Raw genomic sequence first — 25,256 nt, 5'->3', positions numbered from 1 at the left:
TACATTTCTTAAAATTAATTTAAAATAAAATTAATTTCTAAGAATTCAATTTATGATCAAATTCTGGAACAATCTCTTTTAATTTTACTATTTTATCTTCACAAATAAGAAGTTCTTCTATTTTTTTATTTAATTCATTTATATCAAACTTAGTAGGACTTGCAACTGTAATAGACTCATATTGTGTTTTTGTATCGCTATCATTTATAAGTAGTTCTTCATATAGTTTTTCCCCTATTCTTAATCCACAAAATTCTATTTGAATCTCATTTCTTCCACTTAATTCAATCATTTTTTTAGCTAAATCGACTATTTTGATAGGTTCACCCATATCTAGAATAAATATCTCCCCTCCTTTACCAATACTTGCAGCTTGAAGCACAAGTTCACAAGCTTCTGGAATAAGCATAAAATATCTTGTTATATCAGGATGAGTTACTGTGATATTTTTTCCAGCTTCTATTTGTGATTTAAATTTAGGAATTACACTTCCACTACTTCCTAAAACATTTCCAAATCTAACAGCTACTATTTCTGTATTTTTTGCTTCTACATTTTGTGCATAAAGTTCACAAATTCGTTTTGTTGTACCCATAACATTTGTTGGACGAACCGCTTTATCTGTTGATATAAGAACAAACTTTTCTACACCATATTTTATAGATAAATCTATACAATTTTTAGTCCCAATTATATTGTTTGTGATAGCTTCTAAAATATTGTGTTCAACTAAGGGAACATGTTTATAAGCAGCTGCATGAATAACAATCTGTGGTTTATACTTTTCAAAAGTTTTTTCTAAAGTTTTTAGATCTCTTACACTTTGCATAATAGGAACTACATTTTTATCTCTTAATTCTTCTAAAATTGAATAAAGATTAAATTCACTATGATCAAGTAATATCAGCTGTTTTGCATTATAAACTTTACATTGTCTTGCTATTTCACTTCCTATACTTCCACCAGCTCCAGTTATAAGAACTGTTTTATCTTTTATAAAATTTTGAATGGCATTTTTATCTAAATCTTTAGGTTTTCTAGCAAGTAAATCTTCAACTCCTATATCTTTAAGTTGTTTAGAAAACTCCTCTTTTTTTAGAATATTATTCATTGAAGGTAAAATCTTAATTTTTTCAAATTTGCTCTGCATAGATTCATATATAGTTTTAATCTGTTCTTGTGAAGCCGATGGCATGGCAATAATCATCAAATCAAATTTTTCTTTTTCAAACTGAGAATTATATTTTTCTTTTGAATATATAGAAATAGCATCTATACTTCTATGATGTAATATCTCATCATCATCTATAAAACAAATAAGTTTATATTCACTACTCAAAAACTCTCTTTGAAGTTGTAATCCAGCTTTTCCTGCTCCATAAATAACTAATTTCTTTGTTTTTTTATTTTTACCAATACTTCTATAATATTTATAAACATAAACTAAGATATTTGTTATAAAAGTATAAAAAACTAAATCAATAAATAAAATATTAAAATGAACATTGAACATATAATATAAGATAGGAGTATAAATAGCAAAACTTATCAAAGCTAAAATAATTTTCATAAGTCCTGTTTTTGTAGATGCCTTTGACCAAGATAGCTTATAATCTTCAAAAAATAAAAATGAGGCAATAACTCTTACAGTTATAATTATAAGTAAAGTATTAAGTGCAACATCTTTCCCTAGTAAAAAAGAGACTAAAAGTAATGAAACTATTGATATAAAAATAGTTACTAATATACCTAAAAATCGTTTGTCTCCTAAATAATTCATTTTAACCTTCTAATAATAATTTTTTCCATATATAAATGTAGATTTTATATATTCAAAATCCAACAGTTTTTTATCTGATTCAGAAAGAATAATTGATTTTTTTTCAATTTTCCAATCAATATTCAAATTTTCATCATCATATCTTACACCAATACTCTCTCCTTGTGTAAAATATCTATCAATTTTTATCATAACTAAAGCATCTTCACTTAAAACTGAAAATCCATGCAAAAAACCTCTAGGAATAAAAAGTTGTTTATTCTCTTCACTATTTAACTCTACACTTATAGATTTACCAAAAGTTGGACTTCCTACTCTAAAATCAACTGCAACATCTAAAATTTTACCCTTTAATACACTTACTAACTTTGATTGTGCATAATCTAAACTATTTGTATGAAGTCCTCTTATAACTCCATATTTACTATATGAAATATTATCTTGGCAAAAATCAACATTAAATCCTAAGAAGTTATCAAAACTCTCTTTTTTAAATGATTCAAAAACAAAACCACGATTATCTTTATGAAAAGTTGGCTCACAAAGTATTAACTCAGGTATTTCAAGTCTTTTATAGGTCATTATTCAAATCTTTTTTTATTATCTATAAATTTCATACTCACCCCTAAGATTATCAAAGCAAATATAAAAGCTAAAAAAATATTTGATATAAAATAAACTATAGCAAATAAAACTAAATTTAATCCTATAGAATAATTTGTAACTTTATAATGACTCCAACCACTTTGAGTTAATCTTTGATAAGCATGTTTTTTATGTGCTTGTGATAACTTTTCTTTATTTAATTTTCTTCGAATTAGTGTTAAAGTTGCATCAAACCAATAAACTCCAAATAAAATAATCCAAATCCAAAAATTTGTTGGTTCAATATTTGCATAATATATAGTAAAAATAGCTACATTATATCCTAAAAGTGTACTTCCAACATCTCCCATAAATATCTTAGCTTTATTCCAATTCCAATATAAAAACCCTAAAACTGCCACAGCTAAAACTAAAAAATGATTCCCATCAAATAAAATAAAACCTGCAAAACTTAAAAAAACTGCTTGGCTTCCTGCATAGCCATTTATACCATCTAAAAAATTGTAAAGGTTTATAAACCAAATGATAAGAAAAAAAGCAAAAATATTTGTAAAAATAGGATTTTGTATATCAAAAATACCAAAAGTTAAAGTTTCAAATCCACCTAAAAAATATAATCCACCAATAGCAACAATAGATTGAACTAAAAGTCTTAATTTTGGACTTAGTTCATAAATATCATCAAAAAAACTAACTACTGAAATAACTGCTCCAAAAAGTAAAGCATAAAATAGATTTATCTCTATTTGATTTGAAAAATAAAGATAAAATAATCCTATAAACCAAGTAATAGCAAGTGCTATTCCTCCACCATGAGGAGTAGGAACTGTGTGAGAACTTCTTTCATTTACACTTGCCACAAATGATTTTTTTATCATATAATTTTTTATAAAATATGTAATGGAAAAAGATATAAAAAATAAAATTATATAAATCAAAGTTAAATCCTTTCAAATCTCTGACAAAGTATTTGTAAAATCTTTTCTTGTGTTTTAATACTTGAGATTGAAGCTAGTTTTTTTATAAGTCTATTTTTAGAAATAGTTCTTATTTGTTGGCATAAAAGTATTGAAGATTTTTCTAACTCTTCTTTTAATAAAAGTTCATTTGGATAGATTTTTCTTCTATCTTTTAAAGAAGTTATAGGAATAATTGTAATAACATCTAAAATATTTTCATAATCATTTGATATTACTAAAACTGGTCTAGTTCCCGATTGTTCTCTTCCAACAATTGGGTTTAAATCTGCTAAATAAATATCATACTGATTCATCTATTTCTCCTCAAAATCAGCATATTTAAAATCATTTGTAATATCTTCCATATCTTGAATATAAAGTTTATCTTTTGAAGCTTCTATCATCGCTTTTTTATATTGCTCTTTTTTATTTTTTTCTATTAATAACTCTAAAGCATTTGATACTAATTCTGAAAAAGAACTATATTGTTTTGTTATATTAGTTGATTTTAATACATCATATAATGAGTCATTTATTGTTACTGTTTTTCTTAACATTAGCATCTCCTTTATCTTACTACTATTCATACTTTATATCATACTATAATTTAACTTCTATTATAATTTTTCTTCTTTTATCATCAATCTTATTCCATCTTCTACACTATATGGGTTTTTTATATTTAATTTCTCTTTTGTAATACTATTATTGACTTCTAAACTTCCATAGAGTCTTTTACAAAATGATGGTTTTACTAGCTTTAATAAATTTTCAAAAAATGGTATTTTTATTAGATATATCTTTTTATCAAGATTTTTTGCAATAAGTTCAATAAGTTTTGAAGTACTAAGTGGTTCATCATCTGAAGCCAAAAATATTCCTTTTTTTTCTTGAGTTATTATCTCATCAACTAAATGACAAAGATTTCCGATATAAACCATACTTCTTTTATTTTTTATTTTTCCCAAAGGTAGTACGGGAACTTTATTTACAAGACTTATAAGATTTTTAATATTTGCTTTTACTCCATATCCATAAACAATAGGTGTTCTTATAATAGATATTTTAAAATTCTCATCTTCTAATTTTTGAAGTTCATGTTCAGCTTTTAGTTTACTTTTTCCATAGTCATCTTCTGGATTACAAACAGTGTTTTCTGTATATATACTATTAGTTTCTTCTCCGTAAACTTTTACCGTACTCATAAATACAAAATGATTTACTCCAGATTCTTTTGCTTTTTTTGCAAGTTCAATAGTTTGTATAACATTTATTTTTTCATATTCACTAGCAGATGCTCCACCCATTTGATGAACTAATGCTGATAAATGAAATACAATACCTATAGTATTACAATCTAATGTATTTATATCATCTTTTAAAAAACTAAAAGTTTTTATATTATATTTACTTTTATAATTATTTATAAAATAATTCCCTATAAAACCATTTGAACCTGTGATTAATAACTTACTCATCATTTAGCCTTCATAAATATCAAAATGCTTCTCAATTACTTTTTTTATATCAAATTGTTTTTTTGCAAGTTCTCTTCCAGCTTTTCCCATACTATTTCTTAATTCTTTATCTAAAATAAGTTTTTCAATTTGATTAGCTAAAGATTGAGAATTTCTTACTTGACATAAAAGTCCTGTAACATTTGGCTCTATGGCATCTCTACATCCTGGAACATCAGTAGTAATTACAGCTCTACCACAAGCTGCTGCTTCTATAAGCACTTTTGGTAATCCTTCCCTATATGATGGAAGAACTACAATATTCGTATCAGAAAAAACTTTTGCAATATTAGTACTAAAGCCGTGAACTTTTATAAATCCTTCTTTTTTTATTTTTTCAATATCATCTTTAGTTAGACTAGCAGGATTATTTAGATCTATATCTCCATATATTTCAAATTCTACATTTGGTAATTTTTGCTTTAATATTTTTGCTACATCAATATACTCAAATACACCTTTATCCTTTAAAAGTCTAGAAGCCATAGATACTTTTATAATATTGTTATTTTCATCAATATATTTATATTGACTCAAATCTACTCCAGAACCTCTTATCAAAGTAATAGGTACTTTTACTATAGAATTTACTACCGCTTTATCATCTGGATTTTGAACTATCACATGCGAATTTTTTCCACTAAGGGCAAATCCATACATAATTTTTATTAATTTTCTTACTAACGTTGCTTTTAAACCTTGTTTTATAAATATAAATCCAAGTCCTGAGATAGAAAATACTTTATTATGCATACTTAAAAATCTCGAAACTATTCCTCCATAAAGTACTGGTTTAATCGTTACAAAATGTGCTATATCTGGAACTACTTTTTTTAATACATTATATATTTCAATAAAAGCTTTTAATTCACCTTTTATACCTATTCCACTTCGTGATAAATTAAGAGAATGTACTTTTAGTCCTAAGTTTTCTAAATACTCTTTTTTATCACTTACTCCACAAGCAAGATGAACTTCATATCCCTTTTTCAAAGCTTCTAATGCTAAAGGCAATCTATGAGATATAAAAAACCAATCTACATTTACTACAAATAATATTTTTTTAGTCAACTTCTAAAACCTTTTTAAACTGATTCATTATTTTATCTACTGAAAAATCTTCTATTCTTTTCAAACTTTTTACTTTTATAACTTCTTTATCAACATCTTGATATAAATAAAACTTAATTTTTTCTATCAAAGTACCTACATCACCTACGGGATAAAGTAATCCATATTTTTCAGTTTCTAGTATTTCCTTTGGTCCACTCTTACAATCACTTGAAATTACAGGTAATCCACAAGCCATAGCTTCTACTAAAACATTTGGGAAACCTTCAAATTCTGAAGTCAATACAAATAAATCAGACTTTCCCAAATAATAAAATGGATTTTTAACATTTCCTAAAAAATGAACTTTATCTTTTACCCCAAGTTTTGTACACTCAGCTTTTAACTCTGTTTTCAAAATACCATCACCTAAAAATAAAAGTTCTAAACTATTATCATTTCTTTGTAATTCAAAAAAAGCTTTTATCAAATCTATATTTCTTTTTTGTTTTATTAATCTACCAACTGAGATAATATATTTTTTATTTTCTTTAAAATCAAAATCTATATCTTCACGGATACTTTTTTTACGATTTATATATTTTATATCAACTGGATTGTAAATTACTTTTGTATTTGTACTTATGTTCATAATAGATTTTAAATCTTCATCTACACCTTTTGAGTTTGAGATAATCAAATCTGCTTTGTCAAATAAATTATTTATCAAAAATAAATTCACTTTACCCAATAAACCTTCACTTAAGTATCTAGAAGTTGTTTGTCTAATATTTACGATACTCTTATGACTACTTCCAAAAATCTTAGCCAAAATATTTATATAGTTTGGTCTATACAAAAATGACATCACAATATTTATATTATTTTCTTTTATATACTTTTTTAACTTCATTGCAACAAAAGGTAATTCTAAAAGTTTTTTTACTCCACTTTTTTTTGAATTTGATAATATTATAGGAGTTATAGATTTTGGTAAGTCATACTCTATTCCCTCTTCCATCATCATAAAATGAACTTTTATATTTTGCTCATTTTCAAACTCTTTTAAAAGTAAAGATATTACTCTTTCTGCACCACCTTTTTGCATAGATGCACAAAAGATTAGGATATTTTTATTTTTTGTCATATTCTAGCCTATTATATTTTATAAAATAACTAATTATTAGTAATACAAATATCATTCTCATTGTCGTTCCATAATAAAGTATTGGTATTTTATATTGAACAATAAATAATAATATAAAAAATACAAATATAAATATAAACTCTTTGTTAGTTAAAAATTTTTTGAAAATATATAAAATATATAAATAAAATAATATTAATAATATTAAAGTAAAAAATCCTCCAAAAAATATAGTTCTTATATAACCAGAATCAGAAGGAATATAATTTATATCTTTATCATAAGGATGAAGATAATGTCCCTCACCAAATAAAATAGCTAGTTCTTTAGTTGGTAAAAAATACATATCTCTCAAAACGCTTGTTGTTGAAGTTTCAAAAGTACCATTATTAGTAAAACTAAAATAAAATTCAAATGCCCAACTAATAATTCTTAAAAATCTCTCATCAGAAATTTGAAATCCTATAAAAACAAAAATAATTAATAAAAATAATGAAATTAAAAAAAATTTAATAATAGGAATAAAATTATCTTTTAAAAGAACCAAAGAATATAAAATAGTTCCAATTATGATAATAACTAATCCTGTTCTACCAATAAACATAATAGATATAAAAATTAAAGCTAAAAAAACGATATTTATAAAATATTGTTTTTTGTAATAAATAATATACAAACCACAAAGAAATGAAAAAGCTTGAATAAAAGATAAAGCATCCCCTGTACCATATGATAAACCTGTTGCTCTTATACTCGTTTCAATATCAAAATCTATTACTAAAATAGCTTGAAGAAAATTTCTAAAAGATGGTATAAACCAATCCATTAGAATAAAGATAGCTTGAATAATACCTATAATAAAAAATGCGTTTAATATATCTTCAAATTTAAAATTAATTTTTTTATCAAAAAAAGATAAAATTAGAAAAGTCAAAGGAAGATTGATAACTAATGATACTAAAAAATAGTTATTAAATGAAAAATCATACGTTTCAAAAATTGAAGGGATTAATCGCGTTACAAGTACAATAAACAACATAAAAAAAGCCATAAAAAATATATATGAGTTTAAAAAAAATTTAATTAACTTTTTATAATTAAATAAAAAATAAAATGCTGCAAATAGCAAATAAAATTTTGTTAAACCACCAATACTATGAAATGTAGGGACATATATGTATAAAAATAATACTGGTATAAAAATTAATTTCCAAATTTCTATTTTATTAATTTTTAAATTTATCATGCTAAAACTTCTTTTATTAAGTTTTCTGTTCTAGTTATCATTTTTTCAGTAGAGAAATTTTCTTCTATTCTTTTATGACTTAATATTCCAAATTTTTTATAGTCCCTTTGAATCATTTTTTTGAAACCATTATATAAACTTTCAACATTATTAGGTTCAACTATAATTCCACATTTATCTACTATATAAGCGCTATCACCTACATTTGTAACAACACAAGGAAGTTCACAACTCATAGCTTCTGCAACAGAATTACTAAACCCTTCACCAAAAGAAGAAGAACAAGCAATATCAAGTCCACTATAAATTTTTTCTACATTTGATTGATTACCCAACCATTTAAATCTATCATTGTTAAAAGTACCTAAGATATTTTCACACTCGTTTTGTATTTTATCACTACCTGAACCTATAGAAAAGATATGGACATTATTAAATTCTCGTATCAATTTCTCTACAGCATTTGTAAAAATAATATATCCTTTCATATAGTCTATTCTTGCAACTATTCCTATGGCTATATCATTTTCTTTTAATTCATATTTTGTTCTAAAATTTTTTCTATCTTCCCAATTTCTTTTAAATTTATTTACATCAATCCCATTTGGTATAACTATAGATTTTGACATATTAAATCCATGATTTTTATGATAGATTATTGAAGCGTTAGAATTTGCTATGATCATATCAACTTTTGACGAAAACTTTTTTTGTACCCAAAATAAAAGTTGAGAAAGTTTTCCATATTGAGATAAATCCATATTTGAAGCTCTAAATCCCCATATAATTTTTGTCTTTTTAGGTTTACAAAAATAAGAAAAAATATTCATCTCCTCTTTAAAAGAATAGATAACATCAGGATTAATAGTTTTTAAAATATTTTTATAATTATTATAGAACTTAAATATGTCATATCTTCCTTTTTTTCCTAGATTATAATATTTTATATTTTCTATTGAATTTACAATATTTTCTTGCACTCCACCATACATAGTACAAACATAAACTTCAAATTTATCTTTATCAATATTTTTTACAAGTTCAATAAACTGTCTTTCTGCCCCTCCAACATTTAATGAACGAATAGATAGAACTAGCTTTATTTTTTTCACATCCATTTTTCATACCACATCATATACATCAAAATAAACCATAATCTTCTCGTATTTACATCTTTCCCACTCAAATATTCATCTCTTAGTCTAATAACTTCATTAGGATTTAATCCTGCTTTTTTTAGATTGTTTTCTTCAAAGTATTTATAAAAATATTCTTTTAATTCATCCCTAAACCATTCTGAAATAGGTACACCAAAGCCCATTTTAGGTCTATCCATAATTTCTTTAGGTATATACTTGTGCACTATATCTTTTAAAACAATTTTTGTTTCTTTATCATTCATTTTAAAACTCGATGGTAATTGAGCTACATATTCTATAATTCTATAATCAAGTAAAGGTTCTCTTCCTTCTAAACTAACACTCATAGTAGCACGATCAACTTTTGTTAAAATATCATCAACTAAATATGTTTGATAATCAATAGCAAACATTTTGTTTAGTTCATCATTTGAGCTATTTAATTCATTAGCTGTATCAAAATATGTTTTGTATTCAATAAAATTCTGATTAAATAATTTTCTTATTTCATCTTGTGTAAACATATGACTTGTATATTTCATAGCCATTACTGCACTATTTGACTTTAAAATATCTGCAATTTTTTTAAATCTACTTGCAATATTATATTTATTTTTTAAAACAGGGATTTTATTTGGATTAACATTATTAAAAATAAAACTTAATATAGTATGAGAAAACTTTGGAAATTTTGAGAAAAACTCAAAATATTTTAAAGAAGTTTTATATTTTCCATATCCACCAAATATTTCATCTCCTGCATCTGCACTCAAAGCGACTGTAACATCTTTTTTTGCTAGTTTGCTAACAAGAATAGTTGGTATCGCACTACTATCTCCAAAAGGTTCATCATAAATTTCTGCTAAAGTTGGAAGTATTTCTAAAGCTTCTTTTTGAGTACAATAATACTCAGTATGCTCTGTACCTAAATATTCAGCTACTTTTTTCGCATGATGCGCTTCATTATAACCTTCTTCATTGAATCCTATACTAAAAGTTTTTATTTTTTGTGTATTTGTTTTTTGTAAAATTGAAGCAACTGCTGAGCTATCATATCCACCGCTTAAAAACACCCCAACTGGTACATCGGAAACCATTCGATAATTAAAAGAGGAAATTAATAATTTTTCAATTTCATTTTTAGCATCTTCATAAGAAATATTTTTTTTAGGTAAGTTATAAAAATCCTTTACATCCCAATATTTTTTTTCTTCAAACTTTTGTGATTTTAAATCAATTTCCAAATAATGACCAGCCTTAAGCTTAAAACAATTTTTAAATATACTATATGGTTGAGGAATATATCCATAATGAAAAAATTGTGCTAATGCGTTAAAATCAATATCTTTTTTAAAATCATCACACTGATAAAAACTTTTTAATTCACTTCCAAATAAAAATAAATTACCATTTTGATAATAATATAGTGGTTTAATACCTGTTCTATCTCTTATTAATGTAATTTTTTCATTTGATTTATCATAAATAGCAATAGCAAACATCCCATTGAATTTATCAACAGCTTTTATTCCCCATTTATGAAATGCTTTTAATATTACTTCTGTATCGCTATCTGAAAAAAAGCCATATTCAGTAAGTTCTTCTTTTATCTCCTTAAAATTATAAACTTCACCATTGAAGATAATTTCAAAATTTTCATATTGCATTGGTTGATGACCATGAGTAGATAAATCCAGAATAGAAAGTCTTCTATGCCCTAATCCAATATTTGCAGATTCTGTTTTAAAAAAGCTATATCCACTATCATTAGGACCTCTATGATGAATAACATCTGTCATATTTATCAACTTCTCATTTGATAATTCTTTATTAAAATCTATAAATCCTACTATTCCACACATACAATTTATTCCTTATTTTTATTTATAACAACTTTCCATTTCTCTGAAATTTTCTTAATATCTAAATTTTCTCTAATTTCTAAAGCTTTTATAGAAAGTTTGTGTCTATTTTCTTCACTTAAACAAAGTTCATTCATCGCATTTGATAATTCATCAATATTTTCATTTTCAATCAATATTCCATTAATATTATTTTTAATAATACTGCTAGGACCTGTTTTACAATCAAATGAAATACAAGGACATCCACAAGCCATAGCTTCAACTAAAGCATTTGGATAACCTTCCATTCTTGAAGAAAGTATAAAAACACCTGCTTCATAGTAATATTTTTCAACATCATTTTTTCTACCCAATAGTTCAACTTTATCTGTTAAGACTAATCTTTCAATTTGCTCTTCTAGATATTTTCTTTCATTTCCTTCTCCTACTATTTTAAGTTTCCAAGTTGTATTAAGTTTTGAATAAGCTTCTATTAGCATATCAAAACCTTTTACTTTATCCAATCTTCCAACAGCCAAGAAGTATTTCTTTCTTTCTATTTGTTCACTAAAATCTTTTATAAATAAAGGGTTTTCTATAATAGATACATTTTTAACAAAATTATATTTTTCTAAATCATAACTTGATTGAACAACTAAATGATTACAAAATGGATATACAATTTTTCTTATTTTTCTCCATATTTTTGAAGATAAAAAATCATAATTCGTTCTTTCCGAAATAATAATAGGTTTATTTAAAATCTTGCAAGCTAATATAGATAATATATTTGAAGTTGTCATAAAGCTAATCACAACATCACTATTAACTTTTTTTATTGTTTTTATTAATTTTATAATTGTACTGATATTATTTTTTATTGCATCAAAAATATTTTTTGAATTTTTATTACTACTTAGTGAAACTATTTTTATTCTTTCATCTAATCTATAAAAAGATTTTTCGTCATTAAAAGTAATAATAGTTATTTCATACTCATCTATAAAATAATTAGCTAAAGTAGTTAAAACTCTTTCAGCTCCACCATTACCTAAAGAATATATTATAAAAAATAGTTTCATTTAAAAATATTTCCTATTAATCTTATATATGCTTTTATATTTGTAAAATCAGAAAGAATAGATTCTATAAAATATTTATTTGATAATTTTATATCTTTATCAAGTAACTTTTCTACTCCTAAACTATAATACATTTTTGACCTTTTTTTCCTTACATAATGTATTAAATTTGGATATTTTGTTTCTACTATTGCTAAAGTTATAAATTGTTCAGAATTATCATGTTTGATTGAAGTAATATTTTTATTATGTCTTCTATATCTACCTAATACTTTATCAATGTAATGAATCTCTCCTCCATTTGCAAGAGTTTCTATCCACATTAACCAATCTGAAGCCATTGGTATTCTCTCATCAAATCCTGTATTTACTTTTTTTTCAGCTCTAACAACAGTAGAACATGCTCCATTAAAAGTACCATTTAATATAGAAATACTTACATCTCCAGAAAAAGAATTTTTAGATGAGTTAAATAATTTTATTGTTTTATTAGTTTCAGATAAAAATACATCTAAATTGTGGTAAGAGATTGTACAGTTATGATGTTTTTCCATATATTCAACTTGAGTTGAGATTTTATTTGGTAACATCAAATCATCTCCTCCCATAAAAAAAATATATTTCCCTTTACAAGCAAAATATGCTAAATTACAATTTTTTGTTACTCCTTGATTCACTTCTGATAATAATAGTTTAAACTTATTTGTATATTTCTTTTCATATTCTTTTAGCATTTCCTGTGTTCCATCTGTAGAATAATCATCTGCAACAACAATTTCTATATTGCTATAATCTTGAGATAATATAGATTCTATACACTCTTTTAAATATTCTTTTTGATTATACGTAATTACGGGAATACTAACTAAAATTTCATCATTCATTTTATACCTCTTTTGCAAATAATATTTTTCTAAACATTACTATCATAACTAATGATAATATAATATAATTTATGAAATAAGAAATTGTAACTCCAACTAATCCCATATAATTTATACATAAAATTGATAAGAAAACAAAACTGATCATAAAAATAATTTGTATTAATATATATTTTTTTGTTAGAGCTTTTGCTATTAGAAGGTAGCCAATTAAAAAACTAAATATTTTAAATACATCTCCCATCAGTTGATATAAAAACAACTCTTTCACCGGTAAAAAATCTTTTGTAAATAAAACTAAAATTATGAAATCTTTTAAAATATATATAAAAAAAATACAAAATAGAGTTAGAGGAATAATAATTTTAAAACCATAAAAAAGTTCATTCTTTAGCTCAATATCTGTTTTCAAAGATGCTAATTTAGGTAAATAATATACAGTCAAAATAGTAGTAATAAACATAGTAAAAGTAGAAGAAATTCTCCAAATAGCTTCCCAATATCCTGCACTTTCTAGAGATAAGTTATCTGAAATATAATTTCTTATAATTATTTGTGAAACTGGAAGGGTAAGAGCAGAAACCAATGCCATTAAGAAAAAATGACTAAGTTTTTTCAACTCATCATTATCTATTCTTCCTATAAACATTTTTATTTTAAACCAATTTGTTTTTAATAAAAAATATATTGTTATAAATAATACTATAGTTTGTCCAAGTACATTAGAAACTAAAGCTCCATATAAATTATAGTAATATGTCAATATTCCTGTAAAAAGAAGTCCTACAAAACTTGAAAATATATTTATTATAGTTAATTTTGTAATCTCTTTTTGTCCATTTAGTATAGATAATAATACTGTATTTAGTGAAAACATAAATAAAGTAATGGAAAATAAAGTAAAAATATCTTTATATTCAAAAGTTTGGAAAAAATAAACTGACAACTGTTTGTTAAAAATAAACATAAAAAAAGAACATATAGCTGTAAAAATAAATGTAATTTTTACAGAAGTACTCCATAATTTTCTTTTTCTTATTAAAGAAGAGTATTCAGCTGTATATTTAACAATACCACTATTCAATCCAGCCGTAGCAAATGTCATAACAATAGATGTAAAATTTTGAAATGAAGCCAATAAGGCTAATCCTGCTGGACCAATATAAATAGCAATAATTTTTGTAACTACTAAACCATTCAAAATTTTAATTGCAGTTGATATAGCTGTTAATATTGAAGTTTTAATTAAAGTCATTTTATAAATCTCTAGACCAAAATATATTTGATTTTACAACTTTAGCAGGATTACCTGCTATTAATGAATTTTCAAAATTAATTTTTGAATTTATTATAGAATTAGTTCCTAAAATACAGTTATCCCCTATATATGAACCTTTCAAAATTTTAACCCCTGAAGTAATCCAAACATGATTTCCAATAAAAATATCTTCTTGTGAACTTTGTCCTTCTATTTTATGCCAATCACAATCTGTTATAAATACATCCCAACTTATTACCGCATCATAGCCTATATGTAGTTGTTTTTTAACCATAATAGTTGTATTTTTAGTAATACCAGATAAACTTTCATTTTTTTTCCCACCAATATATAAATTAGCATTATTTTCTAAAAAGATTTTTGTACCATTTCCTAAAACAAAATCACCATCAATTACTATAGAACTATTCTCTCCTATTCGAATATATACTTCTTCTCTTCCATTCATATAAGAACTAATATATAATTTCCCTTTAATTGTAAAATTTGAGTTTTTACATTTAATTATCTTTAATTTAACATTATCTTTAAATATAATTGGAAAGTTTTCAAAATAAATTTTATTGTATATATAACTCTTAATACGAAGTTGCAAATAATTATAAATTCTAAATAATTTATAAAATAATCTATATATAAATTTAAATAAATTCATTCAAAAACTTTACCATCTTTTTTGTATCTTCCAAACTCTGAACCCCACTAATAGGTAAACTCAATACTTCATCATGTATTTGTTCACTTATTGGATAACTCTCATTATTCCACTCTTTATAAGCATTTTGTTTATGAGGAGGAAGTGGATAGTGTATTAAAGTTTGAATTCCATTATCAGCCAAATATTTTTGTAATTCATCTCTTTTATTTGTTCTTATTACAAATAAATGCCACACATGATTATCCTCACTTCTAACTGTTGGTAAAACAACACTACTATTTTTAATATTTTGTAGATAATAGTTTGCTATTTCTCTTCTTTTTTCTACTTCATTATCAAGATATCTTAGTTTTACTCTAAGCATTGCAGCTTGCATCTCATCAAGTCTACTATTTATTCCTTTATAAAGATTTTCATATTTTTTGTGACTTCCATAGTTTCCTAATGCTTTTATAGTATTTGCCAATTCTTCATCATTAGTTGTAACAGCTCCACCATCACCTAACGCACCGAGATTTTTTCCAGGGTAAAAGCTAAATCCACTTGCATCTCCTAAGTTTCCACTTCTTTTATCCTTGTAGTATGCTCCATGAGATTGAGCTGAATCTTCTATTACTTTTAGATTATATTTTTTTGCTATTTCGATTATTTTGTCCATTTCACAAGTTTGCCCATAAAGGTGAACTGGCAAAATTGCTTTTGTTTTTGAAGTAATTTTTTCTTCTATTTTAAATGGATCAATTAAATATGTATTTATATCAGGTTCTACTAAAATAGGCACAAGATTATTTTGAGAAATTGCAAGAATTGAAGCTATGTATGTATTTGATGGAACTATTACTTCATCGCCATCTTTCATAATTCCTAACTCTTTATATGCTCTTAATATCAAAATAAGTGCATCAAGACCATTTGCAACACCGATAGCATATTTTGTACCACAATATTGAGCAAACTCAGCCTCAAACTCTTTACACTCATTACCTTGAACATACCAACCACTATCTACAACTTTTGTACAAACTTCTATTAATTCAGCTCTATATTGAGCATTTAAACCTTTTAAATCTAAAAATGGAATCATTCGTTTATCTCCAATCTATTAAAATCTATATCTTTTATCTCTTCATAATAATAATCTGCTTCTAAAAACTTTTTATCTCTTAAACCATTTGTTATACCTATTGATTTAATACCAAGCATTTTTGCTGTATTTGTATCTTCCTCTGTATCCCCTATAAAAATGGCATTATTAAATATTTTACCTTTCAACGCTTCATATTTTGTATTTTTTCTCTGAGGAGGACAATCTATAACCTCATTTAATAAACATAAAATACCTAATCTATCTAATTGGTTTAATAAATATTCTCTATTTTGTCTCATAGTTACTAAAACTATTTTATCTGCTATATTTTTCCAACTTTTTAAAATTTCTACTACTTCAGGTTTTAAACTATCTAAGTTAAGATATTTTTCATTTTCAATATTTTTCATCCATTCTTTAAAAAAGATTTCATAACTTTCTTTAAAATTACTTTTTTCTAAAACGATATCTCTTGTTATTTTATTTCTTTTTAATTCCCAATAATAATCAATTTCTAAAGCCGTACCACCATATTTCTTTACTATATCTTCATAACATTTATAGTGTCTATATTTTCCTTCAAGTATAGGACCATCTAAATCCAAAAAAATATAATCAAATTTTTTCAATCTAAAACCTTTACTACTTTAGCTGGATTTCCTGCTATTAAAGAATTATTTGGATATTTTCCTTTTAGAACTACACTTCCTGCTGCAACTACACTATTTTCTCCTATCTCTACACCTTTTAAAATAGTGCTATTCCAACCAATCCAAACATTATCACCTATTTTAATTTCATCTTTTTTTACCATATCAAATGAAAAGGGACGACCTTCAACTTGTGCTTTTCTTGTTTTACTATCTATTGGATGAAAATCTGTATCACTAATAAGAGTTGATGAAGCTATTTGACAATTTTTGCCTATTTTTACATTTTTATAAGAAACTATACAAGTTCCATTCATCATAGTATTATCACCAATTTCTATAAATCCATCATATCCTGTTACAAACTTGCATCTATATGTTAATGCCGTATTACTATTTTTGAAATCAGAATTTATAACTACTTTATTTCCAAATTTAACTTTACCATTTTTGGGCAATTTAAAATGTGGAAATTTTCCCAGAATAATAAGTTCTTTTTCTATAAAAACTTTTTTTTCATAAAAATATTTTATTATAAATAGATATAGTTTATTCAAAATATTCATCAGATAATCCATCCTTAATATTAATTCTCTCAAATCCAAGAAGTTTATTCATTTTTGAAGTATCAAACTCAAAATCTACTCCTCTATTTTCAGTTCTAATATAATCAATTTGGACTTTTTTAGTGGAAATTTCTATTAACATTTCTACTATATTTTTAACAGTATAAGAGTTTGAAGAACACAAATTCATCACACCTTCATATTTCTGAAGTAATATACTTTTCATGATTAAATTAGAAACATCATCAATATGTAAAAAACTTCTTTTTTCACAACCTGTACCAAAAATTTGAGGAGATTTATCTTCTTTTATTTTTTGTATTGTCACAGGAATCACTTTTTTATAAGCTTCTTCACCTTTTCCATAAATATGCCCAATTCTAAGAATCTGTAGAATTATATTATTTTCTTTTGACCAATTTTCAAGCATTTTTTCACAATACAATTTAGACCAACCATATAAAGTTACTGGATTTGCTAAGATATCTTCACTAATTAACCCTTGAACTTTACCATAGACATCTATTGTACTTAAAAAAATAAATTTTGTAGGAGTATTTGGTAAATTATCAATAAAATATTTTGTATTATTTATATTTGTGTTAGACTTTTCAATATTATTTGCTTCTACTCCACTTTTAGGAGTAAAAGCTCCAATATGAATAACAATATCTATTTTTTTTATATTTTTTTCAAAAAAATCATTTTTTGTAAATGTATAATTTTTATGAATCACCGTTTTATACTTTCTATTTTCATTAGATGATAATAAAACTATTTCATAATCATCTTTATATTCTTTTTCAATAAACTTTAAAAGATTACTACCTATAAAACCTGTTGTACCAGTTAATAACAATATTTTTTTCATAATTGAATTAATTCTTTAAATATTTCAGTTTCTGTTGTCAATAATGGTTCACAATCCATACTTCTCAACCATAATAACCCATCAGGAAGTGGATTGATTTTTTTATCTAAAGATGGGAATTCATTATAAAGAGCTATATCTTTAAAAATTTTCGGCATATTTAAGCCTGCTTTAGTAAAAAAATATGCAGTTGTAAAAAATCTTGAAATATTTATTTCAGTTGGATTTGGTATACCATTTTTATCATAAGTCATATCAACACCATAAATACCATGAGGTCTTTTATCAATAGCAAAAATAGCATCTTGAGCTATAGTGTTTACTTCTTCTGATGAATACGTTTCCCCTACTTTAGTAACTCCCGTAACACCTGATAATGTCCGATTTCCTAAATTCCAAGATTTTCTTCTTCTTGTTTGTGCTACAACCAACTCTCCTTCATACCAAATAGACAACCATGTAACTGTTTTTTCTGTTAATAGTTCAGCTCCAGTAAATTCACCCCAACCTTTGAATCTATCAATCCATTTTTTGGCAAATTCGTAATCATTAGTTGGTAAAGCACCTCTTCCTCCACCTCCAACATTTGCTCTAAGCCAAATTTTACCATCACTGTCACCTAAAACATCAAATGCTTTTTTTAAATCATCAGGATTATGGATATCAAAAGTTTTTGGTATTTTTATGCCTTCTTTTTCCCAAATAACAGCAGATTTACCTTTATCAACACAATTTTCTATAACTTCATGTGTTGGCATATAAAGTTTTGTTCCAGTAGAAAGAATAGAGTTTCTTAATCTTGAAGCTTCCAAAATTTCAATATCATTTTGAAAATGAACTAAATCTGGCTTTTCAACATTTAATATTTGTAATAATTTATTTTTGTATTCTTTATCTACTGCATAAGGAATAATATATTTTTTAGATGCTTTTGAAAGTATTAAATCACTAGGTTCACTTCCCATACCAATTATTGTTTCATTTTTTTCACATTCTAACAAAGACTTTATAACATTTTCAGAAGGTGTTCCACCTGCCCCAGCTATTAATATTTTAGACATTTTTTACTTCCTTTAAAAATTTGTCATAATCTCTTATATAATCACTTTCATCATAATGCTCACTAGCTAATACTAATAAAACACAATCTTCACTAAAATCTTTCATTTCTCTCCAAATAAGTCCCTCTATAAAGAGTCCTTGATTTGGGTTATCAAGTTTTTGTTCTTCTCTTTTAGTTCCATCATCAAGAATAAATGTACAACTACCTTTTACAGATATAGCAATTTGTTTAAGATTGATATGGGCATGAAAACCTCTTTCTACTCCTTGTTTAGTATCAAAAATATAATAAACTCTTTTTATTTGAAATGGAGCATTGTATCCTTCTTCTATTGCGATTAAAGAACCTCTTTCATCTCCTAATGTTTTGAAATCTACTAGTTTATAACTTGTCATTTACTAATCCCATATTTATTTAAGTACCAATTAATAGTTTTCACTATTCCTGTATCAAAATTCTCATCCGCTTTCCATCCAAATTCATTTTCAAGTTTTGTTGCATCTATTGCATATCTCCTATCATGCCCTGCTCTATCTTCTACAAATGTGATTAACTCTTTATATGAACTCTCTTTTGGAACTTCTTTATCAAGTATTACACAAATTCTATCTACTATTTGTAGATTTGTTCTTTCATTTCTTCCACCAATATTATATGTTTCACCTTTTTTACCTTTATGATAAACAAGGTCTATACCTTTACAGTGATCTAGTACATATAACCAATCTCTTATATTTTTTCCATCTCCATATATTGGTATTGGATTTCCTAAAAGAGCATTTCTAATAATTGTAGGAATTAGTTTTTCATCATGTTGTTTTGGTCCATAGTTATTTGAACAATTTGTGATAACTGCATTTAGTCCAAATGTTTCTACATATGCTCGAACTATCATATCTGATGATGCTTTACTAGCGCTATATGGAGAATTTGGAGCATAAGAAGTTTCCTCTGTAAACAAATCATTTGGGTCAAGACTAAGCGTTCCATATACTTCATCTGTTGAGATATGGTGAAATCTACAATCTTTATATTCTTCTTTATAAGTAAATGGTTTTTCCATCCAATATTTTTTTGCTACATCAACCAAGGTATATGTTCCATTTACATTTGTTTCTACAAATACTCCCGGATTTTTAATAGAGTTATCCACATGAGATTCTGCTGCAAAATGAATTACACCTTTTATATCATATTCACTAAAAATAAATTCAACTAATTCTCTATTACAGATATCACCTTTTATAAATTTATATCTTGGATTATTTTCACACTCTTTTAGATTTTCTAAATTTCCTGCATAAGTTAAAAGGTCTAAATTTACAAGATTATAATCTGGATATTTTTCTAAAAAATATGGAACAAAATTTGAACCAATAAATCCTGCACATCCTGTTACTAATATTGTTTTTGAGTTATTGAACACTATTTATCTCTCCTACAAGACTATATAAATATTCTCCATAACCATTTTTAGATAATGGTTTTGCAATTTCTAAAATTTTCTCTTTTGTTATCCAACCATTTCTATAAGCTATTTCTTCTAAACAAGCAATTTTATATCCTTGTCTATGTTCTATTGTTTGTACAAATTGTCCAGCATCAATTAAACTATCATGAGTACCAGTATCTAACCATGCAAAACCTCGACCAAGAAGTTCAACTTTAAGTTTCCCTTTTTTAAGATATTCTTGATTTATCGAAGTTATTTCAAGTTCACCTCGTTGGCTTGGCTTTACATTCTTAGCTATTTTTACTACATCATTATCATAAAAATACAGTCCTGTTACTGCAAAGTTTGATTTTGGATTATCTGGTTTTTCTTCTATACTTATAGCATTTTTATTTTTATCAAATTCAACTACACCAAATCTTTGAGGATCTTTTACTTGATAGCCAAATACAACTGCTCCTTCTTTTATTGAAGCTGCTTTTTTTAGCATTACAGAGAATCCTTGTCCATAAAAAATATTATCTCCTAAAATTAGACAAACATTATCATTCCCTATAAATTCATCTCCCAAAATAAAGGCTTGTGCTAAACCATCAGGACTTGGTTGAATCTTATATTCTAATTGTATTCCCCAATCACTCCCATTTCCTAAGAGTTCTTCAAATCTTGGTAAATCTTCAGGTGTTGAGATAATAAGAATTTCTTTAATTCCAGCTAACATTAGAACAGAAAGAGGATAATAAATCATTGGTTTATCATATATTGGAAGTAATTGTTTACTTATACTTCTTGTTACTGGATATAATCTTGTTCCACTTCCTCCTGCTAATATTATCCCTTTCATCAATCTTTATAATCTCCCGTCTGTTTCATCTAAAATAGATTTGATATCAAAAACAATATTTTCATCTGTTTTAAGTTTTAGTTGTTTAAATTCATTGTGAGCTACAGCTAAAACTATCGCTTCATATTTAGCTATGTTTAACTCTTTTATTAATTTTAAATTATATTCATGTTCTACTTCTTTTGTATCTGCCCATGGATCATAAATATCTATATTGCATCCAAATTCTTGTAATTCTTCTATTACATCTATTACTCTGCTATTTCTTATGTCTGGACAATTTTCTTTAAAAGTAATTCCAAGTACTAATACTTTTGAACCTTCTATTTTATGACCTTTTTTTATCATCAACTTAATTACTTGATTAGCTACATAGATTCCCATATTATCATTTAGTCTTCTTCCTGCTAGTATGATTTCAGGATTGTAACCTATACTTTGTGCTTTGTGAGTTAGATAATAAGGATCTACACCAATACAATGTCCTCCAACTAATCCTGGTCTAAATGGTAAAAAATTCCATTTAGTTCCAGCAGCTGCTAAAACATCATTTGTATTGATACCAAGTTTATTAAAAATAATCGCCAGTTCATTTACAAAAGCTATATTTATGTCTCTTTGAGAGTTTTCTATAACTTTTGCTGCTTCTGCTACTTTTATTGTAGGTGCTAGATGAGTACCAGCTGTTATGATACTAGCATATAGTTCATTTACTTTTTTACCAATTTCAGGAGTACTTCCTGAAGTTACTTTTAATATTTTAGTAACAGTATGTTCTTTATCCCCTGGATTAATTCTTTCTGGACTATATCCACAAAAGAAATCAGTATTAAATTTTAAATTTGAGAATTTTTCTAAAACAGGAACACAATCTTCTTCTGTTGCACCTGGATAAACTGTTGATTCATAGATAACTATATCACCTTTTTTAAGAACTTTTCCTACTGTTTCACTAGCTTTTATTAAGGGAGTTAAGTCAGGTCTTTTGTTTTTATCTATTGGTGTTGGAACCGTTACAATATAAATATTACAATCTTTTATATCATTTATATCTAATGAAAATTTCATACCATTTTTTATTGCTTCTTTTACTTGACTCTCTGTTAGTTCTAATGTTCTATCATATCCACTTGAAAGTTCGTCTATTCTCCATTTTGATATATCAAAACCTACTACTTCATATTTAGTACTAAAAGCATGAGCTAAAGGAAGCCCTACATATCCAAGACCAATTACACAAATTTTACTCATTTTATTTTATTTCCTTTCTTATCATATCCAAAAAATTCCAAATACCAATCTACAAATTTATTTATTCCCTCTTGTATAGGTGTAGCTGGTTTATAACCCAAGTTTTGAACTAAATCACTAACATCTGCATAAGTTGCAGGAACATCTCCTGCTTGTATTGGCATCATATTTTTTTCTATAGTTTTACCTAATTTATTTTCAATAGCAGTTATAAAATCCATAAGTTTAACAGGATTATTATTTCCTATATTATATATTTTATAGGGAGCAGAAGAAGTCGAAGTTTCTCCAGTTTTTCCATTCCAATTTTTGTCAGATTTTGCAGGATTATCTATAACTCTAATTACACCTTCAACAATATCATCTATATAAGTAAAATCTCTTAGCATTTCACCATTGTTAAAAACATCTATTTTATTTCCTTCTAATGCAGCTTTTGTAAACAAAAATAGTGCCATATCAGGTCTTCCCCATGGTCCATAAACAGTAAAAAATCGTAAACCTGTTGTAGATATTCCAAAAAGATGGCTATAAGTATGAGCCATAAGTTCATTTGATTTTTTACTAGCTGCATAAAGGCTAATAGGGTGATCTACATTGTGATTAGTACTAAAAGGCAATTCTTCATTTAATCCATAAACAGATGAACTACTTGCATAAGATAAATTTCTTACATTGTTATGCCGACAAGCTTCTAAAATATTCATAAATCCTATAATATTACTATCCATATACGCATCTGGATTTGTAAGACTATATCTAACACCAGCTTGTGCTGCAAGATTACAAACTGCATCAAACTTTTCTGTTTCAAAAAGTTTCATCATAGAATCTTTATCTTCAAGATTTATTTTGATAAATTTATATTTAGGATTTGTTATAGAAGTTATTAGTTTTCCATAAGGTATATTTTTACCATCTTCTAAATTATTTACTATCCCACCTCTTTGAAGTCTTCCATACTTTACATTCTGATCGTAGTAATCATTTATATTATCAAGCCCTACTACTTCATCTCCTCTTTCAAGTAACTTTATAGCTAAATGGCTTCCTATAAATCCTGCTGTTCCTGTAACTAATATCTTCAATTTTTCTCCTTAATCATTTCCAAAAATATCTCTAGTATAAACTTTGTCTTGTACATCTTTTAAAATATCACTTAATCTATTTGCTACTATCACATCTGATATCTTTTTAAACTCTTCTAAATCTTTTATTACTCTTGAGTTAAAAAATGTATCTTCATTTAATACTGGCTCATATACTATTACTTCTATGCCTTTTGCTTTTATTCTTTTCATTATTCCTTGTATTGCACTGCTTCTAAAATTATCACTTCCAGTTTTCATCACAAGTCTATAAATACCTACAATTTTTGGATTTCTTCTAATAATACTATCTGCTATAAAATCTTTTCTTGTAGAGTTTGATTTTACAATAGCTTCTATTAAATTACTTGGTACTTCACTATAATTTGCTAAAAGTTGTTTTGTATCTTTTGGCAAACAATACCCACCATATCCAAAACTAGGATTGTTATAATGAGTTCCTATTCTTGGATCAAGCCCTACACCATCAATTATCTGTTTTGTATCAAGATTGTGTGTTTGTGCATAAGAGTCAAGTTCATTAAAATATGCAACTCTCATAGCAAGATAAGTATTTGAAAATAGTTTTATAGCTTCAGCTTCAGTTGAGTCTGTAAATAACACGGGAATGTCTTTTTTTATAGCACCTTGTTCTAATAATTTTGCAAAAGTTTCAGCTCTTTTTGATTGTTCACCTACGATTATTCTACTTGGATATAAGTTGTCATATAGGGCTTTTCCTTCTCTCAAAAATTCTGGTGAAAAAATAATATTAGAAGTTTTAAATCTTTCTCTTACTTCTTTTGTATATCCCACGGGTACCGTTGATTTTATTACCATTGTAGCATTTGGATTTATTTCAAGTACATCTTTTATAACTGCTTCAACAGATTTTGTATTAAAATAGTTAGTCTTTTCATCATAATCAGTTGGTGTTGCGATAATTATAAAATCAGCATCTTTATAAGCTTCGTTTTTATCTAAAGTTGCTTTAAAATTTATATCATCTTTTTTTAAATATTCTTCTATTTCTTTATCTTCTATTGGTGATATTTTATTATTTAGCATTTCAACTTTTTGTGGAACTATATCAAGTGCTATTACTTCATTGTGTTGAGATAAAAGTAAGCCATTTGATAAACCTACATATCCTGTTCCTGCTATTGCTATTTTATACTTTTTATTTGTCATT

26 protein-coding genes are annotated in these 25,256 nt (G+C 25.7%); all 26 read right to left on the bottom strand.

What is annotated here, in order from left to right; genetic code table 11:
• Positions 1 to 37 precede the first annotated feature (37 nt).
• The 26 genes from pglF to ACNSOS_RS11240 all read right to left on the bottom strand — a co-directional run bounded on the left by pglF (position 38) and on the right by ACNSOS_RS11240 (position 25,255).
• Positions 38 to 1,780, bottom strand: a complete 1,743-nt coding sequence (pglF, locus tag ACNSOS_RS11365; protein WP_418185387.1) for a UDP-N-acetylglucosamine 4,6-dehydratase (configuration-retaining) — start codon at positions 1,778 to 1,780, stop codon at positions 38 to 40.
• A 9-nt stretch (positions 1,781 to 1,789) separates the two neighbouring features.
• On the bottom strand, positions 1,790 to 2,362 hold the full coding sequence (rfbC, locus tag ACNSOS_RS11360; RefSeq protein ID WP_418185386.1) for a dTDP-4-dehydrorhamnose 3,5-epimerase: 573 nt from the start codon (positions 2,360 to 2,362) through the stop codon (positions 1,790 to 1,792).
• The gene (locus tag ACNSOS_RS11355; RefSeq protein ID WP_418185385.1) at positions 2,362 to 3,324 is read right to left on the bottom strand and encodes an MraY family glycosyltransferase; all 963 of its coding nucleotides are present in this window, start codon (positions 3,322 to 3,324) and stop codon (positions 2,362 to 2,364) included. The genes rfbC and ACNSOS_RS11355 overlap by 1 nt, the downstream gene beginning before the upstream one ends.
• A gap of 2 nt (positions 3,325 to 3,326) precedes the next feature.
• Positions 3,327 to 3,659 (bottom strand): type II toxin-antitoxin system PemK/MazF family toxin, encoded by a 333-nt coding sequence (locus ACNSOS_RS11350; protein ID WP_418185384.1) that lies wholly within the window; start codon positions 3,657 to 3,659, stop codon positions 3,327 to 3,329.
• Entirely contained in the window at positions 3,660 to 3,902 is a 243-nt protein-coding gene (locus ACNSOS_RS11345; protein WP_113894112.1) for a hypothetical protein, read from the bottom strand. It lies immediately after the preceding gene.
• Positions 3,903 to 3,962: 60 nt separating this feature from the next.
• Positions 3,963 to 4,823, bottom strand: coding sequence for an NAD-dependent epimerase/dehydratase family protein (locus ACNSOS_RS11340; RefSeq protein ID WP_418185383.1), 861 nt, complete (start codon positions 4,821 to 4,823; stop codon positions 3,963 to 3,965).
• A 3-nt stretch (positions 4,824 to 4,826) separates the two neighbouring features.
• The gene (locus ACNSOS_RS11335) at positions 4,827 to 5,933 is read right to left on the bottom strand and encodes a glycosyltransferase family 4 protein (protein ID WP_418185382.1); all 1,107 of its coding nucleotides are present in this window, start codon (positions 5,931 to 5,933) and stop codon (positions 4,827 to 4,829) included.
• A complete protein-coding gene (locus ACNSOS_RS11330; protein WP_418185381.1) occupies positions 5,926 to 7,059 on the bottom strand; it encodes a glycosyltransferase in 1,134 nt (377 codons plus the stop codon). The genes ACNSOS_RS11335 and ACNSOS_RS11330 overlap by 8 nt, the downstream gene beginning before the upstream one ends.
• A complete protein-coding gene (locus ACNSOS_RS11325; protein WP_418185380.1) occupies positions 7,046 to 8,098 on the bottom strand; it encodes a hypothetical protein in 1,053 nt (350 codons plus the stop codon). Before ACNSOS_RS11325 ends, ACNSOS_RS11330 begins: the two co-directional genes overlap by 14 nt.
• A gap of 203 nt (positions 8,099 to 8,301) precedes the next feature.
• Positions 8,302 to 9,417: a glycosyltransferase gene (locus ACNSOS_RS11320; protein ID WP_418185379.1), complete on the bottom strand. Its 1,116-nt coding sequence runs from the start codon at positions 9,415 to 9,417 to the stop codon at positions 8,302 to 8,304.
• Positions 9,414 to 11,306, bottom strand: a complete 1,893-nt coding sequence (asnB, locus tag ACNSOS_RS11315) for an asparagine synthase (glutamine-hydrolyzing) (RefSeq protein WP_418185378.1) — start codon at positions 11,304 to 11,306, stop codon at positions 9,414 to 9,416. Before asnB ends, ACNSOS_RS11320 begins: the two co-directional genes overlap by 4 nt.
• Positions 11,307 to 11,311: 5 nt before the next feature.
• A complete protein-coding gene (locus ACNSOS_RS11310; RefSeq protein ID WP_418185377.1) occupies positions 11,312 to 12,370 on the bottom strand; it encodes a glycosyltransferase family 4 protein in 1,059 nt (352 codons plus the stop codon).
• Positions 12,367 to 13,254 carry a glycosyltransferase gene (locus tag ACNSOS_RS11305; RefSeq protein ID WP_418185376.1) on the bottom strand — a complete coding sequence of 296 codons (888 nt, stop codon included), beginning with the start codon at positions 13,252 to 13,254 and terminating at the stop codon, positions 12,367 to 12,369. The genes ACNSOS_RS11310 and ACNSOS_RS11305 overlap by 4 nt, the downstream gene beginning before the upstream one ends.
• Position 13,255: 1 nt before the next feature.
• The gene (locus ACNSOS_RS11300) at positions 13,256 to 14,509 is read right to left on the bottom strand and encodes an O-antigen translocase (protein ID WP_418185375.1); all 1,254 of its coding nucleotides are present in this window, start codon (positions 14,507 to 14,509) and stop codon (positions 13,256 to 13,258) included.
• Between the two features lies 1 nt (position 14,510).
• Positions 14,511 to 14,981: an acyltransferase gene (locus tag ACNSOS_RS11295; RefSeq protein ID WP_418185374.1), complete on the bottom strand. Its 471-nt coding sequence runs from the start codon at positions 14,979 to 14,981 to the stop codon at positions 14,511 to 14,513.
• Positions 14,982 to 15,174: 193 nt separating this feature from the next.
• Positions 15,175 to 16,275: a DegT/DnrJ/EryC1/StrS family aminotransferase gene (locus ACNSOS_RS11290; RefSeq protein WP_418185373.1), complete on the bottom strand. Its 1,101-nt coding sequence runs from the start codon at positions 16,273 to 16,275 to the stop codon at positions 15,175 to 15,177.
• Positions 16,272 to 16,907 carry an HAD family hydrolase gene (locus tag ACNSOS_RS11285; RefSeq protein ID WP_418185372.1) on the bottom strand — a complete coding sequence of 212 codons (636 nt, stop codon included), beginning with the start codon at positions 16,905 to 16,907 and terminating at the stop codon, positions 16,272 to 16,274. The genes ACNSOS_RS11290 and ACNSOS_RS11285 overlap by 4 nt, the downstream gene beginning before the upstream one ends.
• Positions 16,904 to 17,494 carry an acyltransferase gene (locus ACNSOS_RS11280; RefSeq protein WP_418185371.1) on the bottom strand — a complete coding sequence of 197 codons (591 nt, stop codon included), beginning with the start codon at positions 17,492 to 17,494 and terminating at the stop codon, positions 16,904 to 16,906. The genes ACNSOS_RS11285 and ACNSOS_RS11280 overlap by 4 nt, the downstream gene beginning before the upstream one ends.
• Positions 17,478 to 18,365, bottom strand: a complete 888-nt coding sequence (locus tag ACNSOS_RS11275) for an NAD-dependent epimerase/dehydratase family protein (RefSeq protein WP_418185370.1) — start codon at positions 18,363 to 18,365, stop codon at positions 17,478 to 17,480. Before ACNSOS_RS11275 ends, ACNSOS_RS11280 begins: the two co-directional genes overlap by 17 nt.
• A complete protein-coding gene (locus tag ACNSOS_RS11270; RefSeq protein WP_418185369.1) occupies positions 18,362 to 19,426 on the bottom strand; it encodes a hypothetical protein in 1,065 nt (354 codons plus the stop codon). Before ACNSOS_RS11270 ends, ACNSOS_RS11275 begins: the two co-directional genes overlap by 4 nt.
• On the bottom strand, positions 19,419 to 19,823 hold the full coding sequence (locus tag ACNSOS_RS11265; protein ID WP_237945344.1) for a sugar 3,4-ketoisomerase: 405 nt from the start codon (positions 19,821 to 19,823) through the stop codon (positions 19,419 to 19,421). Before ACNSOS_RS11265 ends, ACNSOS_RS11270 begins: the two co-directional genes overlap by 8 nt.
• Positions 19,820 to 20,854 carry a dTDP-glucose 4,6-dehydratase gene (gene rfbB / locus ACNSOS_RS11260; RefSeq protein WP_418185368.1) on the bottom strand — a complete coding sequence of 345 codons (1,035 nt, stop codon included), beginning with the start codon at positions 20,852 to 20,854 and terminating at the stop codon, positions 19,820 to 19,822. Before rfbB ends, ACNSOS_RS11265 begins: the two co-directional genes overlap by 4 nt.
• On the bottom strand, positions 20,844 to 21,725 hold the full coding sequence (gene rfbA, locus ACNSOS_RS11255; RefSeq protein WP_418185367.1) for a glucose-1-phosphate thymidylyltransferase RfbA: 882 nt from the start codon (positions 21,723 to 21,725) through the stop codon (positions 20,844 to 20,846). The genes rfbB and rfbA overlap by 11 nt, the downstream gene beginning before the upstream one ends.
• Positions 21,726 to 21,731: 6 nt before the next feature.
• Positions 21,732 to 22,976: a Vi polysaccharide biosynthesis UDP-N-acetylglucosamine C-6 dehydrogenase TviB gene (gene tviB / locus ACNSOS_RS11250; RefSeq protein WP_418185366.1), complete on the bottom strand. Its 1,245-nt coding sequence runs from the start codon at positions 22,974 to 22,976 to the stop codon at positions 21,732 to 21,734.
• Complete coding sequence (locus ACNSOS_RS11245; protein ID WP_418185365.1) at positions 22,973 to 24,064, bottom strand: NAD-dependent epimerase; 1,092 nt, start codon at positions 24,062 to 24,064, stop codon at positions 22,973 to 22,975. The genes tviB and ACNSOS_RS11245 overlap by 4 nt, the downstream gene beginning before the upstream one ends.
• Positions 24,065 to 24,073: 9 nt before the next feature.
• Entirely contained in the window at positions 24,074 to 25,255 is a 1,182-nt protein-coding gene (locus tag ACNSOS_RS11240) for a nucleotide sugar dehydrogenase (protein WP_418185364.1), read from the bottom strand.
• Position 25,256 lies beyond the last annotated feature (1 nt).

The sequence above is a fragment of the Aliarcobacter vitoriensis genome, from assembly GCF_048320235.1.
GTDB classification, from domain to species: Bacteria; Campylobacterota; Campylobacteria; order Campylobacterales; family Arcobacteraceae; genus Aliarcobacter; species Aliarcobacter vitoriensis.
This window is presented reverse-complemented; position numbering and strand designations above follow the sequence as displayed.

Coding starts and splice junctions, on each gene's coding strand:
- pglF (WP_418185387.1), bottom strand. CDS start 1,780: ATGAATTATTTAGGAGACAAACGATTTTTAGGTATATTAGTAACTATT.
- rfbC (WP_418185386.1), bottom strand. CDS start 2,362: ATGACCTATAAAAGACTTGAAATACCTGAGTTAATACTTTGTGAGCCA.
- ACNSOS_RS11350 (WP_418185384.1), bottom strand. CDS start 3,659: ATGAATCAGTATGATATTTATTTAGCAGATTTAAACCCAATTGTTGGA.
- ACNSOS_RS11345 (WP_113894112.1), bottom strand. CDS start 3,902: ATGTTAAGAAAAACAGTAACAATAAATGACTCATTATATGATGTATTA.
- ACNSOS_RS11340 (WP_418185383.1), bottom strand. CDS start 4,823: ATGAGTAAGTTATTAATCACAGGTTCAAATGGTTTTATAGGGAATTAT.
- ACNSOS_RS11330 (WP_418185381.1), bottom strand. CDS start 7,059: ATGACAAAAAATAAAAATATCCTAATCTTTTGTGCATCTATGCAAAAA.
- ACNSOS_RS11325 (WP_418185380.1), bottom strand. CDS start 8,098: ATGTTGTTTATTGTACTTGTAACGCGATTAATCCCTTCAATTTTTGAA.
- asnB (WP_418185378.1), bottom strand. CDS start 11,306: ATGTGTGGAATAGTAGGATTTATAGATTTTAATAAAGAATTATCAAAT.
- ACNSOS_RS11310 (WP_418185377.1), bottom strand. CDS start 12,370: ATGAAACTATTTTTTATAATATATTCTTTAGGTAATGGTGGAGCTGAA.
- ACNSOS_RS11305 (WP_418185376.1), bottom strand. CDS start 13,254: ATGAATGATGAAATTTTAGTTAGTATTCCCGTAATTACGTATAATCAA.
- ACNSOS_RS11300 (WP_418185375.1), bottom strand. CDS start 14,509: ATGACTTTAATTAAAACTTCAATATTAACAGCTATATCAACTGCAATT.
- ACNSOS_RS11295 (WP_418185374.1), bottom strand. CDS start 14,981: ATGAATGGAAGAGAAGAAGTATATATTCGAATAGGAGAGAATAGTTCT.
- ACNSOS_RS11290 (WP_418185373.1), bottom strand. CDS start 16,275: ATGATTCCATTTTTAGATTTAAAAGGTTTAAATGCTCAATATAGAGCT.
- ACNSOS_RS11280 (WP_418185371.1), bottom strand. CDS start 17,494: ATGAATATTTTGAATAAACTATATCTATTTATAATAAAATATTTTTAT.
- ACNSOS_RS11275 (WP_418185370.1), bottom strand. CDS start 18,365: ATGAAAAAAATATTGTTATTAACTGGTACAACAGGTTTTATAGGTAGT.
- ACNSOS_RS11270 (WP_418185369.1), bottom strand. CDS start 19,426: ATGTCTAAAATATTAATAGCTGGGGCAGGTGGAACACCTTCTGAAAAT.
- ACNSOS_RS11265 (WP_237945344.1), bottom strand. CDS start 19,823: ATGACAAGTTATAAACTAGTAGATTTCAAAACATTAGGAGATGAAAGA.
- rfbA (WP_418185367.1), bottom strand. CDS start 21,725: ATGAAAGGGATAATATTAGCAGGAGGAAGTGGAACAAGATTATATCCA.
- tviB (WP_418185366.1), bottom strand. CDS start 22,976: ATGAGTAAAATTTGTGTAATTGGTCTTGGATATGTAGGGCTTCCTTTA.
- ACNSOS_RS11240 (WP_418185364.1), bottom strand. CDS start 25,255: ATGACAAATAAAAAGTATAAAATAGCAATAGCAGGAACAGGATATGTA.